Origin of the sequence: Halopenitus salinus (genome assembly GCF_042662125.1) — an archaeon.
GTDB lineage: Archaea > Halobacteriota > Halobacteria > Halobacteriales > Haloferacaceae > Halopenitus > Halopenitus salinus.
In genome coordinates, this window is record NZ_JBHSXL010000009.1 from 390,560 (window position 1) to 403,620 (window position 13,061).

The 13,061-nt window shown below is 68.3% G+C and carries 11 protein-coding genes; 5 read left to right on the forward strand and 6 right to left on the reverse strand.

Annotation, left to right across the window (positions count from 1 at the left end; genetic code table 11):
- Positions 1–95 precede the first annotated feature (95 nt).
- Entirely contained in the window at positions 96–1,289 is a 1,194-nt protein-coding gene (locus ACFQE9_RS11435) for an iron-containing alcohol dehydrogenase (protein WP_379744525.1), read from the forward strand.
- A gap of 91 nt (positions 1,290–1,380) precedes the next feature.
- Here the strand turns inward: ACFQE9_RS11435 and ACFQE9_RS11440 are convergent, their stop codons facing one another.
- The 4 genes from ACFQE9_RS11440 to ACFQE9_RS11455 all read right to left on the reverse strand — a co-directional run bounded on the left by ACFQE9_RS11440 (position 1,381) and on the right by ACFQE9_RS11455 (position 7,567).
- Positions 1,381–3,093: a tryptophan--tRNA ligase gene (locus tag ACFQE9_RS11440; protein WP_379744527.1), complete on the reverse strand. Its 1,713-nt coding sequence runs from the start codon at positions 3,091–3,093 to the stop codon at positions 1,381–1,383.
- A complete protein-coding gene (gene endA / locus ACFQE9_RS11445; protein WP_379744529.1) occupies positions 3,090–4,232 on the reverse strand; it encodes a tRNA-intron lyase in 1,143 nt (380 codons plus the stop codon). The genes ACFQE9_RS11440 and endA overlap by 4 nt, the downstream gene beginning before the upstream one ends.
- A gap of 46 nt (positions 4,233–4,278) precedes the next feature.
- On the reverse strand, positions 4,279–5,115 hold the full coding sequence (locus ACFQE9_RS11450) for a topoisomerase DNA-binding C4 zinc finger domain-containing protein (protein WP_379744531.1): 837 nt from the start codon (positions 5,113–5,115) through the stop codon (positions 4,279–4,281).
- 103 nt (positions 5,116–5,218) lie between these two features.
- Positions 5,219–7,567 (reverse strand): DEAD/DEAH box helicase, encoded by a 2,349-nt coding sequence (locus ACFQE9_RS11455; protein ID WP_379744533.1) that lies wholly within the window; start codon positions 7,565–7,567, stop codon positions 5,219–5,221.
- A 182-nt stretch (positions 7,568–7,749) separates the two neighbouring features.
- Between ACFQE9_RS11455 and ACFQE9_RS11460 the strand changes: the two genes are divergently transcribed.
- Positions 7,750–8,118: a PadR family transcriptional regulator gene (locus ACFQE9_RS11460; protein ID WP_379744535.1), complete on the forward strand. Its 369-nt coding sequence runs from the start codon at positions 7,750–7,752 to the stop codon at positions 8,116–8,118.
- Between the two features lie 52 nt (positions 8,119–8,170).
- Positions 8,171–8,515 (forward strand): DUF5802 family protein, encoded by a 345-nt coding sequence (locus ACFQE9_RS11465; RefSeq protein WP_379745597.1) that lies wholly within the window; start codon positions 8,171–8,173, stop codon positions 8,513–8,515.
- Here the strand turns inward: ACFQE9_RS11465 and ACFQE9_RS11470 are convergent.
- Positions 8,512–9,291 (reverse strand): DICT sensory domain-containing protein, encoded by a 780-nt coding sequence (locus tag ACFQE9_RS11470; protein WP_379744537.1) that lies wholly within the window; start codon positions 9,289–9,291, stop codon positions 8,512–8,514. The two genes, ACFQE9_RS11465 and ACFQE9_RS11470, sit on opposite strands and share 4 nt — an antisense overlap.
- A 366-nt stretch (positions 9,292–9,657) precedes the next feature.
- Here ACFQE9_RS11470 and ACFQE9_RS11475 point away from each other — a divergent pair, with 366 nt between their 5' ends.
- The gene (locus ACFQE9_RS11475) at positions 9,658–11,589 is read left to right on the forward strand and encodes an aldehyde ferredoxin oxidoreductase family protein (protein ID WP_379744539.1); all 1,932 of its coding nucleotides are present in this window, start codon (positions 9,658–9,660) and stop codon (positions 11,587–11,589) included.
- A gap of 73 nt (positions 11,590–11,662) precedes the next feature.
- On the forward strand, positions 11,663–12,022 hold the full coding sequence (locus ACFQE9_RS11480) for a DUF8147 domain-containing protein (RefSeq protein WP_379744541.1): 360 nt from the start codon (positions 11,663–11,665) through the stop codon (positions 12,020–12,022).
- A gap of 78 nt (positions 12,023–12,100) precedes the next feature.
- On the opposite strand, the gene ACFQE9_RS11485 is transcribed toward ACFQE9_RS11480, so the two are convergent.
- Positions 12,101–13,000: a mechanosensitive ion channel family protein gene (locus tag ACFQE9_RS11485; RefSeq protein WP_379744543.1), complete on the reverse strand. Its 900-nt coding sequence runs from the start codon at positions 12,998–13,000 to the stop codon at positions 12,101–12,103.
- Between the last annotated feature and the right edge of the window lie 61 nt (positions 13,001–13,061).

The following is a 13,061-nucleotide window of genomic DNA, read 5'->3' on the forward strand; positions in this document are numbered from 1 at the left end:
GGCTGCGGCGGTTAAAGGGCGCGAAACCCACCGAGTCGGCTGCACGGGTCGCCGTCGGGCGAAGGCTTTTGGTCGTGATGCGCCATTCTGCTCGTATGTTCGACGGCCTCGGTTCGATCGACGACGTCAACGACATCAAAAGCCCCGACGAGATCCGCTACGGGATGGGCGCGGCGGACGGTCTGACGGAGTACGCCACGGAGGAGGGCGTGGAGACGGCGCTCGTGGTCACGGACGAGCACGTGCTCGGAGCCGGCGCGGCCGACCCCGTCCTCGACGCGCTCGAGGCCGCCGACGTGGAGGTGGCGGTCTACGACGGGGTCAAGCCCGAACCGAAACTCGAACTCGCGGAGGCGGCCGCGGCGGAGGTCGATCGGGTGGACGCCGACGTCGTTCTCGGCGTGGGCGGCGGCAGCAGCATGGACACGGCGAAGTTCGCCTCCGTCATCGCCGAACACGACGTCCCCACGCGCGAGATGATCGGAATGGGCAACGTCCCCGGCCCCGGCCGGCCGACGGTCCTGCTTCCGACGACGGCCGGAACCGGAAGCGAGGTCACCCACATCGGCGTGTTCGCGGACAAACAGGACGGAAACAACAAGAAGGTCGTCTACTCCGACCACATGTTCGCCGACCTGGCGCTCGTCGACCCCGAACTCACCCGCACGATGCCGGCGGGGGTCGCCGCCGCGACCGGCCAGGACGCGCTCACGCACGCGATCGAGTGTTACGTCTCGACGCTTCGGACGCCCTTCACCGACGGGCTGGCGCGACACGCCATCGAGCTGATCGGCGACTCCCTTCGCCCCGCGGTCCACCAGGGCCGCCACAACGACGAGGCGCGCTACCGGATGAGCCTCGCCGCGACCACCGCGGGACAGGCGTTCGTCAACTCCGGACTCGGCGCCGTCCACGCGCTCACCTACCCGCTCGGCATCGAGTGCGGCATCGGTCACGGGCTCGCCAACGCGGTGCTGCTGCCGCACGTGATGCGGTACAACGTCCCGGCCGAGCCCGATCGGTTCGCGGAGATCGCGGGGCTCCTCGGCGTGCCCGAACGCGAGGACGAATCGACGATCGAACGCGCCTACCGCAGCGTCGAGGCGGTCGAGGCGCTCAACGAGGACGTCGGAATTCCGAACCGGATCGGCGAGCTCGGCGGCGTCGACGACTCGGAGTTCGGGACGTTCGCGGACATCGCGCTCGAACACTCGAAACACAACATCGACCGGAACCCGCGAGCGATGGACCGAGACGACATCATCGAGCTGTTCGAATCGGCTTACTGACCGTTCGAATCGACCGACTGATCCGGTCGGCGTCTACTGATCCGGTCGGAGAGGTGGGAACACCGAAACGGGACGGCCTCGTCGGGTCGCGTCAGTGCTCGCCGCCGGTGCCGCGACGATCGCTGTCGAAGTCGATGTCCATGTCCGCGAGCAGCTCGGCCGCCTCCTCGCGTTTCTCCTGGTGGTCGGCGAGGAACTCGGCCATCAGCTCGGCGGCCTGGTCCTTGCAGCCGCCACAGAGCCGGTCGCCGCCGCGACACTCGTCGTAGACGGTCCGCGCGAGGTCGTCGTCGTCGCCGGCGAGCAGGTAGGCGTACAGCTCGTACACCGGACACTCGTCGGGCTTTCCGCCACGTTCGCGCTGTTCCTCCGCGGTCGAGCGGCCGCCGGTCGTCGCCGCTTTCACCTTCTCGCGTCCGTCCTCGGGGTCGTCGAGCAGCGAGATGTGGCTCGCCGGGATCGACGAGGACATCTTGCCGCCCGTGAGCCCCGACATGAACCGGTGGTAGATCGAGGAGGGTTGTCGGAAGCCGAACCCGTCGTGGTCAAGTTCGATCTCTCGGGCGAGCGCCTCCGCGGCGGGCCGGTCGAGATCGAAGGCGTCGACGTGGCCCTCGAACACGCGCTTTTCGCCGTCGATCCGCTCGATGAGGTCCTCGAAGGCCCCCTCGGTCGCGTTCCGGTCGAGGAATCGGACCCGCGGACGAAGCGGCTCCTTCCCGCCGGACCGCAGCGTTCCGATCGCGGACTCGCGGGCGTCCGCGAGGTCGTCCGGGGGATCGTAGGTCTCGAGCCAGTCGGCGGCCGCCTCACACCGGATCGGGTCGGCATCGCCCGTCCCGTCGGCATCGCCCGTCCCGTCCGATCCACTTTCGTCCGCGTTCGCGGCGGCGAGCGCGTCGTAGGCCGCCCGGACGAGCTGGCGCTCGTCGTCATCGAGCTCGAAGCTGGCGAACGCCTCCGTGACCTTGAAGTACCGCATCCGGATCGACAGATCGCGCGACAGCCGAAGGTGTGGGTCCTGGTCGGGACCGACCGGAACGACGGTCGGCTTCGGCTCGTCGACCAGCTGCGGATAGAGGATGTCGGCCATCTGGGTGATCGTCGACTGCATGTGCGAGACGTTCGTCTCGCCGTCGAAGCCGTAGAGCGCCTGCATCTCCGAGAAGTTCGCCTTCGAGCCGAGTTCGAAGGCCAGGTCCTGAACCTCCCGGTTGTCCGACTGGCGGTAAACGGTCCCCTCCTCGGGGTCGAACCCCAACGCGAGAAGCGAGAGGACGTAGCTGCGGGCGTGCTCGTCGATCTCCTCCCAGGAGAGCCCGCGTGCCGAGTGCGCCTCCAGATCGGCGATCAGCCCGAACGCGTCGCCGCCCTGTTGTTGGTGCCAAATGATCTCGTCGAAGACGAGCTTGTGGCCGATGTGGGGGTCCCCGGTCGGCATGAACCCCGAGAGCGCGGCGAACGGCTCGTCGTTGGCCATCGCCTCCGCGACGGCGTCGTACTCGCGGTGGCCGAAGATGACGCCGCGACGCATGAGGTAGTGCGGGTGGGGCACGTCGGGGAGGACCTCGTCGAACTCCTCGATGCCGAACTCCTCGAAGAGCTTCCGGTAGTCGTCGACGGTCGCCGAGCCCCACGGGTCGAGCTCCACGTCGTCGGCGCCGGCTGCCGTGTCGGTTCCACCGTCGGTCGCGGGCACGTCGGCGGCGACGCCGATCGCGTCCGCGTCGGCCGCGTCCGCGTCGGTCGTATCGACGTCCGGATCGGCGGACGTCCCGCGTGGAGCGTTGTCGTGGTCGGTCATGGCGTGAGTCGAGCTACCGAGAGGTAGTCGATGGAACTCGAACCGGTCGGCGCAAAAACCATTCGCTTGCGGACGCCCCCGGCGAGTCGCACGTCGAGCGAGAGTTCGCGGGGAACGAAGACGTGGTCCGGCTCGAGGACCCGAACGAGGTGTTCGGAGTGGGGGAGATCCGTCACCGTCTCCACCTCGAGGTAGGTCCGGAAGTCGGCGCCGAACTTGAACCCGGTCTTCGGAACGATCGAGCGATCACGGAGGTCCGTGTACACCCGAAGCCGCCGGTCGAACCGATCACCCTCGACCGCGCGACCGCGCTCGCGGATGGCCTCGGCGGCGTCGACGGGGGCGAGGACGCTCCCGTCATCGTCGGTTCGGGCGTCGGACGAAGCGGCATCGAGCGGGAGCGCCCGATCGAGGCGCAGCGATCCCCGTTCGGCGAGGAAGGCCGCCTCGAGCAGCGACAGCTGGATGGCACCCTCGAGCGTGGATGCCCGTCCGGAGAGCGGGCGGCCGTAGAAGCCGCGCTCGTAGAGGTCTCCCGGGACGTCCCACGCGAGGACGCGGTCCTCGAGGAGGACGCCGGCGAGGTCGTCCGGCGGATCGTATCGCGTGTCCCCGTCCGGATCGATCGCGACGGCCTCGAAGTAGGTGAGGTCGCTCTCCTCGTCGACGACCGCGAGCGTCGTTCCGGACAGCCCTTCGACCGGGATCGACTCGCGCTCGCCGACGACGCGGATCCGGTGTTCGAGCGCCCCGTCCGGGGGGCTCGCGCCCCGCTCGTAGACGACGAAGTCGACGTCCTCGCCGTCCCCGTCGAGGCGGCGATCCCCCGGCCATCCCTCGCGCGTGGGCGAGAGGTAGAAGCCGCGGTCGCGGAGGTCGGTATAGACCAGAAATCGGACCGCGAAACGGTCGACGGCGGCGGCCGCGTGGACGAAGAAGGGTTCGAACCCGAGCGCGTCGCCGTCGACGGAGACCGCCGAGAGATCGCCGCGAAACAGGAGGTGGGCGGCCTCGAGGTGCGTGAGGACGATCTCGTTGCCCTCGAGCGGCCGACCGTAGCCTCGCGAGTCGTAGAACCGCTGGCGGGCGTCGCCGCCGACGTGGACGCCGTCCGCGCGGAGGGTCCCTTCCGGTTGCATGGCTGTAGGGCGGCGCGGCGGCCGTAAACGGGTTGCGGTCCGGGACTCACGGGCGGGTGTCGTGGTTCGAAACGGGACGGTGATCGTCGTCGGTGCGACCCGCAGCGTCGGATGGCCGGGAGTCTCTCGACGACCGCGAGTCGCCTCCTCGCCACCGATCGCAGGTCCCGTCGAGACACCTGCGGGCGTCGGGCGTCTCGAAGACGGGGAGGCCGCAGGGACAGTCGTCGACGACGACGCCCGAGGGGAACGAGAACGTGGTGTCACAGTCGGGGTACTCCCCACAGCCGAGGAACACCCGGCCGGTCGCCTGCTGGACCCGGAGGTCGGACCCGCAGTCGGGACACGACCAGACGCGGTCGAACCGCTCCGCGACGGCGTCGGCGAGCGAGTCGCAGTAGACGTCCAGACAGACCGAGAGGACCTCGCCGCGCTCGACCCGAAGGAGGGGGAGCCCGCAGTCCCCACAGGTCCGTTCGGTGACGGTCGCGTCCCTGGGCAGGCCGTACCGCGATCCACAGCCGGTACAACTCACCGTGCCGGCGGACCGCATGAGCGGCGACGCGCAGTCGGGACAGTCGCCGACCGGGGTTCCGGCCGTCGTGACGGGGACGTCGCGTACGGCGGCGACCTCGTTGGCGACCACCCGGAGCGTGCGGTCGCCGTCGCGGGCGGTGACGGTGAATCCCGAGGAATCGGACTCGACGGTCACCGACTCCGGTCGGGTGAGCCACGCGACCGGCCGGTAGCCGTCGGCGTCGTGAACGAGCGTCGTGTTGTCGGGCTTGACGACCACGAGGACTCGTCCCCGCGTGGTCTCCTCGCGGGTCCCCTCGAAGGTCGTCGTACAGTCGCCGGCCAGGACGCGAAGGCGCGATGGCATACGCCGGTTGGTCCCGGCATCCGGTTTGAACCCTCGTCCGCCGCCGGGTGCCGCCGCCGTGACAAGACGCAAGCCCGACCCGGCAAACTTCCCAAAAGACGCCTCACCGAACCTCGACCGAGCGGGACGAGCGGACCGGATACAGCGGCCGCTCGGGGAAGGAGACCTCGATCGTGAAGGTCACCTCGTCGGCGTCCGGGGCGCCGAAGACGCCGACCGGAACGGTCGTCTCGCCGTCGAGATACACCGTTTTGGCGTTCATCTCGACGTCGTTGACCGTCACGCGGACGCCGACGCGCGCGCCGCCGCCGCGGTTTCGAACGGTCACCTCCCGGAGGTCGTTCTCGCCGACCTCGACGGCCTCGGGGAACGATCCCCACTCGACGTCGATCCGGGGGAGATCCCCCGCGGCCTCCGCGATCCGGGTCGCGACGCCCTCGGTCAAGCCCGCGCTCTCGAGCGCGCCCGGATCCGCGTCCGCGATCGCGGCTGGCGAGTCAAATCCGGCATCGGAGAGCCGCACGGCCCGGTTCGCGCCGACCCCGTCGATCGCCGTGAACGCGACCGCCTCGCGGGAGACGCCGTGTTCGAGCCGCGCCTCGACCCGACACGCGAGGTTCGCCGCCCGGGGACCCGCGAACCGGTCGAGGAACTCGCTCAAGGCCGCGATCAGTCGGAGCGCGTTCTGGCGGATCACCCACGCGTCCGACCGGAGGTCGGACGGAACCGAGTCGTCCATGCTCGCCGCACAGATCGCGAACACCTTGCGGTGGCCGTCCTCGAGGGTCGTTTCGAGGTCGACGGCCTCGAGGATCCGGTCTATCGCGTCGCCCTCAGCCGACCGGGCCGAGACCGAATCGAACTCGCCGGCGGCCGCGACCGCCTCCAGGATCGACTCGACCGAGACCGAATCGCGCTCCGCGAGATCGTGGAACCGCGCCGCGGTGTCGAGCCGGAGGTAGTACTTCGAGGCGAGACGGCCGACCGCGGTGGGCTCGATCCCCAGATCCGCGTCGGTCTCGACGAACCCGTCCTCGACCAGCGTCTCGAGGACGGTTCGGACCCGATCGCGGATCGAGTCGAAGCCGTACGCCTCCGGGTTCGAGCGCGCGCGGACGTGGTAGAACGTCGTCTCGATCCACGACATCACGTCGTCGAGATCGCGGATCGTTCCCATCGCGATCTCGGCGTTGAGGTGGGACGGAAGTTCCTCCGCCAGCCGCGATTCGATCGGCTTTCCCTCGCGCAACAGCCGCCGATAGCGATCGGCGTCCTCGCGGTCGCAGACGACCCACCCGTAGCCGACGTCGTCGTAGCCGGGACGGCCCGCCCGTCCGAGCATCTGTAGCACGTCGAGCGGGGAGATGTCCGTCTCGCCCTCGAGCGGGTCGTGGTACTTGGTGTCGCGGATGACGACACAGCGGGCGGGGAGGTTCACGCCCCACGCCAGCGTCGAGGTCGAAAAGAGGATGGAGATGTGCCCCTCGCGGAACCACTCCTCGACGCGGTCGCGGTCGTCCTTGCCGAGGCCCGCGTGGTGGAAACCGACCCCGTCGAGGACGGACTGGCGGAGCGTGTCGTTGGCGAGCTCGCTCGCCTCCGTGTGGAAGTCGTACTCGCCGCGGGCGCCGATGGGCACGTCGCGTTCGGCGAGGACGTCGCGGGTCTTCTTCGCCGCCTGCACGGTGTCCTGTCTCGAGGAGACGAACACGAGCGCCTGGCCGTCCTCGCGGACGTGCGGCTCCGCCAGGTCGATCGCTCGATAGAGCCGACGGTACTTGTCGGCGAAGGCGTTGTCGCCGTGCGAGTAGGTCTTGACGCCGGTCTCGAGATCGACGGGGCGGTACTCGTCGCCGAACGCGAAGGTCGCCTCCGGGGGCGCATCGAGCCACTCGGCGACGTCCTCGACGTTCGACATCGTCGCCGAGAGGGCGACGATCCGGGGGTCACAGATCCGCCGCAGCCGGGAGACGACGACCTCCAGGACGCCGCCGCGGCGGTCGGAATCGAGGAGGTGTACCTCGTCGATGAGCACGCAGTCGACCTCGGCGATGAACGAGTAGCGGGCCGACTCGTGTTTGCGCGTCGCCGAGTCGGCCTTCTCGGGGGTGATCACGATGACGTCGGCGCGCTCGGCGCGTCGTGGGTTCAGATCGCGCTCCCCGGAGACGACGTAGACGGAGTAGCCGAGGTCCTCGAACCGCTCCCACTCGCTCTCCTTCTCGTTCGTGAGCGCGCGGAGCGGGGCGACGAAGAGCGCCGTCCCCCCCGAGGCGAGCGTCTTGCAGATCGCCAGTTCGGCCAGGGCGGTCTTGCCGGAGCCGGTCGGTGCGCTCGCGACCACGTTCGCCGTCGTCTCGAGCAGCGCGGGCAGCGCCTCTCGCTGCATCCGATTGAACTCCTCGAAGCCGAACGCCTCGGCGAACTCCGGGACCGCCTCCGTGACCTTCATCGTGTCCCACCGCGGGACGACCTCCCACGCATTGTCTAGAGTCGGGAGCCTCGCGGGGAAAGGCGTTTCTCCTCCCGGCGGCCGCGGACGCCAACACCGGCCGCGAACGCCAACACCGGCCGCGGACGCCAACACCGGCCGCGGACTCCAACAGCTATACGTCCGGACGGGAAGGCTCGAACATGGCCAAGTGGCTCCACAGCGGCCGCCGACGCGACGTCTGCGTGTTGTTGTACGAGGCGGGCGAGCTGCGCGCACAGCGTCTCAAGAACCGCCTCTCGACCCACTACGACGAGCGGATCGACCCCGGATCGTTCTCCGCCATGCTGGCCGCGCTCGAGGACGCCGGCCACGTCGAGGCGCACACGGAGGGGATCGCGGACGTCTACGGACTCACGGACGCGGGAGAGCGAGCTCTCCTCGACCACTACGGGTGGCTCGCCGGGAACATCGAGAACGCCAACGACGAGTGCGACGAAGGCACCGACGACGCGAACGGTGAGCGTGTCGACACGGAGGAAGACGGAGCGGTCGATCAGGAGTCGATATAAGCGTTTGCGACAAGGCTTATGCCGTGGTGTGCGTAGTGTTACCATGCATAGAATGTTCGAACGCTTCTCGAGCAGCTACTTCCTGGGGGAACTGTACGTCGAGCCGCACGACTGCGACCGCCCGCTCATCCAACGCGCGGATCACGAGCGGGTCAACGAGCAGCTGTATGCGGACGATACGGGCATAGAGCGACTCGACGCGCCGCTCGTGATGAAGATCGACACCGGACACGTTCCCGTCGACGGCGACGACGGGATCCCGAGCGGCACGCTCGCCGTGCCCGACGAGCTCGCGGACGAGACGCTCCCCTCGAGGAAGAACGTGCTGCTCGCGGACGCCGATCGGGCGGCGGACCTCCTGAAGTGGGAGGGGTGGGAGCCACCGACCGGCGTCTAGAGCGCGCGACGGATGTAGGCGTCAAGGTCGCGAACGAGGTCGTCCCGATAGGTCCAAAAGCCGTCCCAGACGTTCGGCTCGTCCTCCAACGCGAGGAGGCCGACGTGTTCGTTCCGTTCGGTCGTCGGATCGTCGGGCGTGTACACGACGAACCAGGAGCGGCGGTACTCCTCCGCGGTCCCGCCGTGGACGGTGACGGGCAGTTTCCCCTCGAGATCGCGGTCGGGGATCCCGTAGACGTGGACGTCGACTCCACGGCTGCCGACGGTCTCGTAGACCGCCCTGGTTCCGCGTTCGTCCTCGATGCGCGAGAGGCGCTGGAACGACGATCGAAGGGTCCCGGAGCTCGCCTCTGCCGCTGTACGCTCGATCACGCGCGAGATCGTGATCAGCAGCAGCTTCTCCTTGTTCGATTCCGGGTACCCCCGAACGTGAAACGGGACGTCGTCGAGCCGCTCGAGCACCTCGGGGAGTTCGACCTCCGAGAGGGATCGGCCGCCGGTGGTATACAGATCGGAGTTGACGAGGAGGACCGCAGAGAGCAGCTCGTCCATCGTCGATCGCGCCAGAACACGGCCGTCCTCCACGAGCAAGACGACGTCCTCCTCGACCACCTCCTCGTCCGGGTCGAACGATTCGTGCACCGGAACCGGCTGGTTGTCGAGGAGGTCCTCAAGGAGGTTGCGGGCCGCCTCCGGGGAGGATCGATTGTGGACCACGAGCGAGCGTTCGGGATCGTCGAGCCGGTCGAGGAACGCACGCAACGAGTCGGCCATCGTCCGAACACCGTCTTCCGGGTACAAAAACGATCCCCACCCACTCCGCGGTCGTCCGATCGACGCTTACGAAGCCGTTTACGTCCGTGTGAGTGCTGCTGTGGCGTCTCGAGGACGATCCGAGCGGCGACACCGGACCCCCGAACGCGGCGATCGACCGCGTTTCAGGCGTGAACACCTCCGCGCCTCCTGTGGGCTGTCGAGCCGCGGCGACGCGAACCGACGCGGTCGAGATCGTCCCGGGCGATCGGTCGTCGACGCGTCGACTGGGGTGGAACGTCGTGCGCCGGGTCGAAACCATATACCGTTACATTCTCGTGTGAACATCTAACAGCCTGCGGCACCAATATAAGGAACGACCATTACATGACCGAATTCGGCGGATACCGCGACCGGGTGGCACAGATCGACCTCGGGGAGGGCGACGTCTCCTACCGGGGGATCGACGACGAGGACGCGAAGAAGTACATCGGCGCGCGCGGGCTCGGCGTCAAGTACGTCTTCGAGAAGGGACCGGAGGTCGACCCCGACGGCCCCGAAAACCGGCTGGCGTTCATGACCGGACCGCTGACCGGCACGCAGGCCGTGATGAGCGGTCGGATCGCGCTCGTGACGAAGTCCCCGCTCACGGGGACGGTCACCGACTCCCACCACGGCGGCTGGTCCGGCGCGCGGCTCAAGTGGGCCGGGCTCGACGGCATCCTGCTCGACGGCGAGAGCGACGAGCCGGTCTACCTCGTCGTCGAGGACGGCGACGTCGAGGTGCGCGACGCCTCCCACGTGTGGGGCAAGGGCGTCCACGAGACGATCGATACCCTCGGCGAGGAGGTCGAGGGGACCGTGGGACGAAACGTCTCCGTGATGGCGATCGGACAGGGCGGCGAGAACGGCGTCCGGTACGCCTGCGTGGTCAACGAGGACGACCGGGCGTCCGGCCGCGGCGGAACCGGCTGCGTGATGGGAAACAAGAACGTCAAGGCGGTCGTCGTCAAGTCCGGCACGAACATGCCGGCGCCGGCCGACCCCGAGACGTTCCAGGAGGGCCACCAGCAGTCGATGCAGGTCATCCAGGAGTCCGACGTCACCGCCCCCAACGAGGGCGGGCTCTCCCAGTACGGGACGAACGTCCTCATGAACATCACCGAGGAGATGGACGGCCTGCCGACGAAGAACGGCAAGTACACCTCCACGCGAAGCTACGAGGACGCGGAGGGCGTCGACATCGACGCCGAGCGCGTCTCCGGGGAGAACGTCCGCGAGAACATCCTCGTCGACGAGCCGACCTGTCACTCCTGTCCGGTCGCCTGCAAGAAGGAGGTCGAGGTGCAGACGATGCACAAAGGCGAGGAGATGAACGTCCGGATGGAGTCCTACGAGTACGAGTCGGCCTTCGCGCTCGGCCCGAACTCCGGACACACCGAACGCGACGACATCGCCCTCATGATCGACCGGTGTAACGACGTCGGCGTCGACACCATCGAGGTCGGCAACATGATGGCGATGGCGATGGAGATGTCCGAGCAGGGCAAGCTCGACGACTACGGCGATCTCGAGTGGGGCGACTCCGAGACGATGGTCGACCTCATCACGGAGATCGCGACCCGCGAGACCGAACTTGGGGACCTGCTCGCGAAGGGCACGGAGCGGGTCGCAGACGAGGTCGGCGCCCACGACAACAAGCTGTCGGTCAAGGGCCAGACCATCCCGGCCTACGACCCGCGCTGTATGAAGGGCATGGGCATCGCGTATGCGACCTCCAACCGGGGCGCGTGTCACCTCCGCGGGTACACGCCGGCGGCCGAGATCCTCGGCATCCCGGAGAAGGTCGATCCCTACGAGTGGGAGGGGAAGGGCGAGCTCACCGCGACCTTCCAGGACCTCCACGCCATCTCCGACTCCTTCGACATCTGCAAGTTCAACGCGTTCGCGGAGGGGATCGAGGAGTACGTGCTCCAGTACAACGGGATCACCGGACGCGACGTCTCCGAGGACGACCTGTTCGCGGCCGGCGAGCGCGTCTACAACCTCGAGCGCTACTACAACAACCTCGCGGGACTCGACGGCGAGGACGACACCCTGCCGAACCGGTTCCTCGACGGCCACCCGGACGCGGTTCCGGGCCAGGGCGCAAGCGAGGGCGAGCTGTGTGAACTCGAGGAGATGAAGGCCGAGTACTACGAGACGCGCGGCTGGGTCGACGGCGTCGTCCCGGACGAGAAGCTCGACGAGCTCGACATCGACGTCGGGCCCGGTACCGGCGTCTCCGCCGGCAGCGGCGCGGCGCCCGCCGACGACTGAACCGGCCGGCACTCCTCGGGAGCGCCAGCCGATCGCCACGTACCTTTTTATTTACACCCACAGAGGAAGTCGTATGGCCGACCGCCGACTCGTCGCCGTCGGGACGGCGACGACCACGTTCCTCGTCGTCGCGGGCGCGATCACGGGAGCCCTCGAGTCCCGGATCGCGTTTTCGGTGCTCGTCGGGCTCCCGATCGGGATGCTGGTCGGACTCCTCGCCGGACTGGTCGCGTACAGAGCGAGCCCCGGACTCCGCGGGGTCCGCCGCGGACTTCTGGACGGGTTCGCCACGGTGGGTCCGACCGCGCTCGGGCTGTTCACCGTTCGGTACGCGATCGCCTCGACGCGGGGGCTCTTGAGCGGCCGCGTCGTCATGGTGGTCGCGATCCTCGCGGGCGTGATGGTGGCGGCGATCGAAGCGACGTCCGAGTGAGGTCGGCGTTCGAATCGTCGCGGGATGAAAAACCAAAGGAACGTCGAAACAGGCGCCGCGAGGCCGTCTCGGAGCCGATCAGGCGTCGACGTCCGTGTTAGACTCCTCGAGATCCGCGTCCGAATCCTCGGCGACCGCCTCGATCGTCTCGATGCTGCCCGTCAGCTCGCGGTGGACGTAGGGCATGTCGATGCCCGCGTCGTCGAACCGATCTTTGACCGTCCGGACGTACTCCGAGCGGACGCGGACGAAGTCGCCCCGGTCGGGATCGTCGATCCACCACCGCGACTGGAGGCCGACCGCCGAGTCGCCGAGCTCGACGAGACGGACGGAGGGGCCGGGATCCTCGAGGATCTCCGCGTGAGCCTCGGCCGCCTCGACGATGATGTCGGTCGCGAGGTCGATGTCGTCGTCGTAGCCGATCCCGAAGACGAACTTCTGTCGGAGCGTCTCGTAGGCGACCGGGTTCGTGACCGCGTTGTTCGCGAGCTCGCCGTTTGGAACGGTAACGCGCTCGTTGTCGAAGGTACGAACCCGCGAGACGCGGAGGTCGATGTTCTCGACGCGGCCGCTTTGCCCGTTCCACTCGATCCAGTCGCCCACCTGGAAGGGCTTGTCCTTGAGGATGAAGACGCCGGCGACGAAGTTGCCGAGCAGGTCCTGGGCGGCGAAGCCGACCGCGAGCGCGACCGCGCTGCCGAAGACGGCGAACGCCGAGAGGAACGTTCCGTACCCGGCGACGGTCAAGGCGATCGCGAGCGCACCGACCCAGACGACCGCGTTCGCGACGCTTCCGGCCAAGCTCACGACCGCGTCGTCGAATCCCCTCGCGTCGAGCACCCGTCGAACGCCCGGCACGAACGCGAGCCGACCGAACAGTAGCACGACGACGAACCCGACGACGAACGACGCGATCGAGACCCCGATCCCGGCCAGATCGATCGACTCCGCGATCGCCCCCGCCTGTAGTGGTGTCATGTGCGATGCGTTCGTCCGCATTTATAAAGAAAGCACGGTCCGGTCGAGCGCGCCGTCGGCA

Bases quoted from the DNA above. Each gene is read 5' to 3' on its own strand.
- ACFQE9_RS11435 (WP_379744525.1), top strand. From the start codon at position 96: ATGTTCGACGGCCTCGGTTCGATCGACGACGTCAACGACATCAAAAGC.
- ACFQE9_RS11440 (WP_379744527.1), bottom strand. From the start codon at position 3,093: ATGACCGACCACGACAACGCTCCACGCGGGACGTCCGCCGATCCGGAC.
- endA (WP_379744529.1), bottom strand. From the start codon at position 4,232: ATGCAACCGGAAGGGACCCTCCGCGCGGACGGCGTCCACGTCGGCGGC.
- ACFQE9_RS11450 (WP_379744531.1), bottom strand. From the start codon at position 5,115: ATGCCATCGCGCCTTCGCGTCCTGGCCGGCGACTGTACGACGACCTTC.
- ACFQE9_RS11455 (WP_379744533.1), bottom strand. From the start codon at position 7,567: ATGAAGGTCACGGAGGCGGTCCCGGAGTTCGCCGAGGCGTTCGGCTTC.
- ACFQE9_RS11460 (WP_379744535.1), top strand. From the start codon at position 7,750: ATGGCCAAGTGGCTCCACAGCGGCCGCCGACGCGACGTCTGCGTGTTG.
- ACFQE9_RS11465 (WP_379745597.1), top strand. From the start codon at position 8,171: ATGTTCGAACGCTTCTCGAGCAGCTACTTCCTGGGGGAACTGTACGTC.
- ACFQE9_RS11470 (WP_379744537.1), bottom strand. From the start codon at position 9,291: ATGGCCGACTCGTTGCGTGCGTTCCTCGACCGGCTCGACGATCCCGAA.
- ACFQE9_RS11475 (WP_379744539.1), top strand. From the start codon at position 9,658: ATGACCGAATTCGGCGGATACCGCGACCGGGTGGCACAGATCGACCTC.
- ACFQE9_RS11480 (WP_379744541.1), top strand. From the start codon at position 11,663: ATGGCCGACCGCCGACTCGTCGCCGTCGGGACGGCGACGACCACGTTC.
- ACFQE9_RS11485 (WP_379744543.1), bottom strand. From the start codon at position 13,000: ATGACACCACTACAGGCGGGGGCGATCGCGGAGTCGATCGATCTGGCC.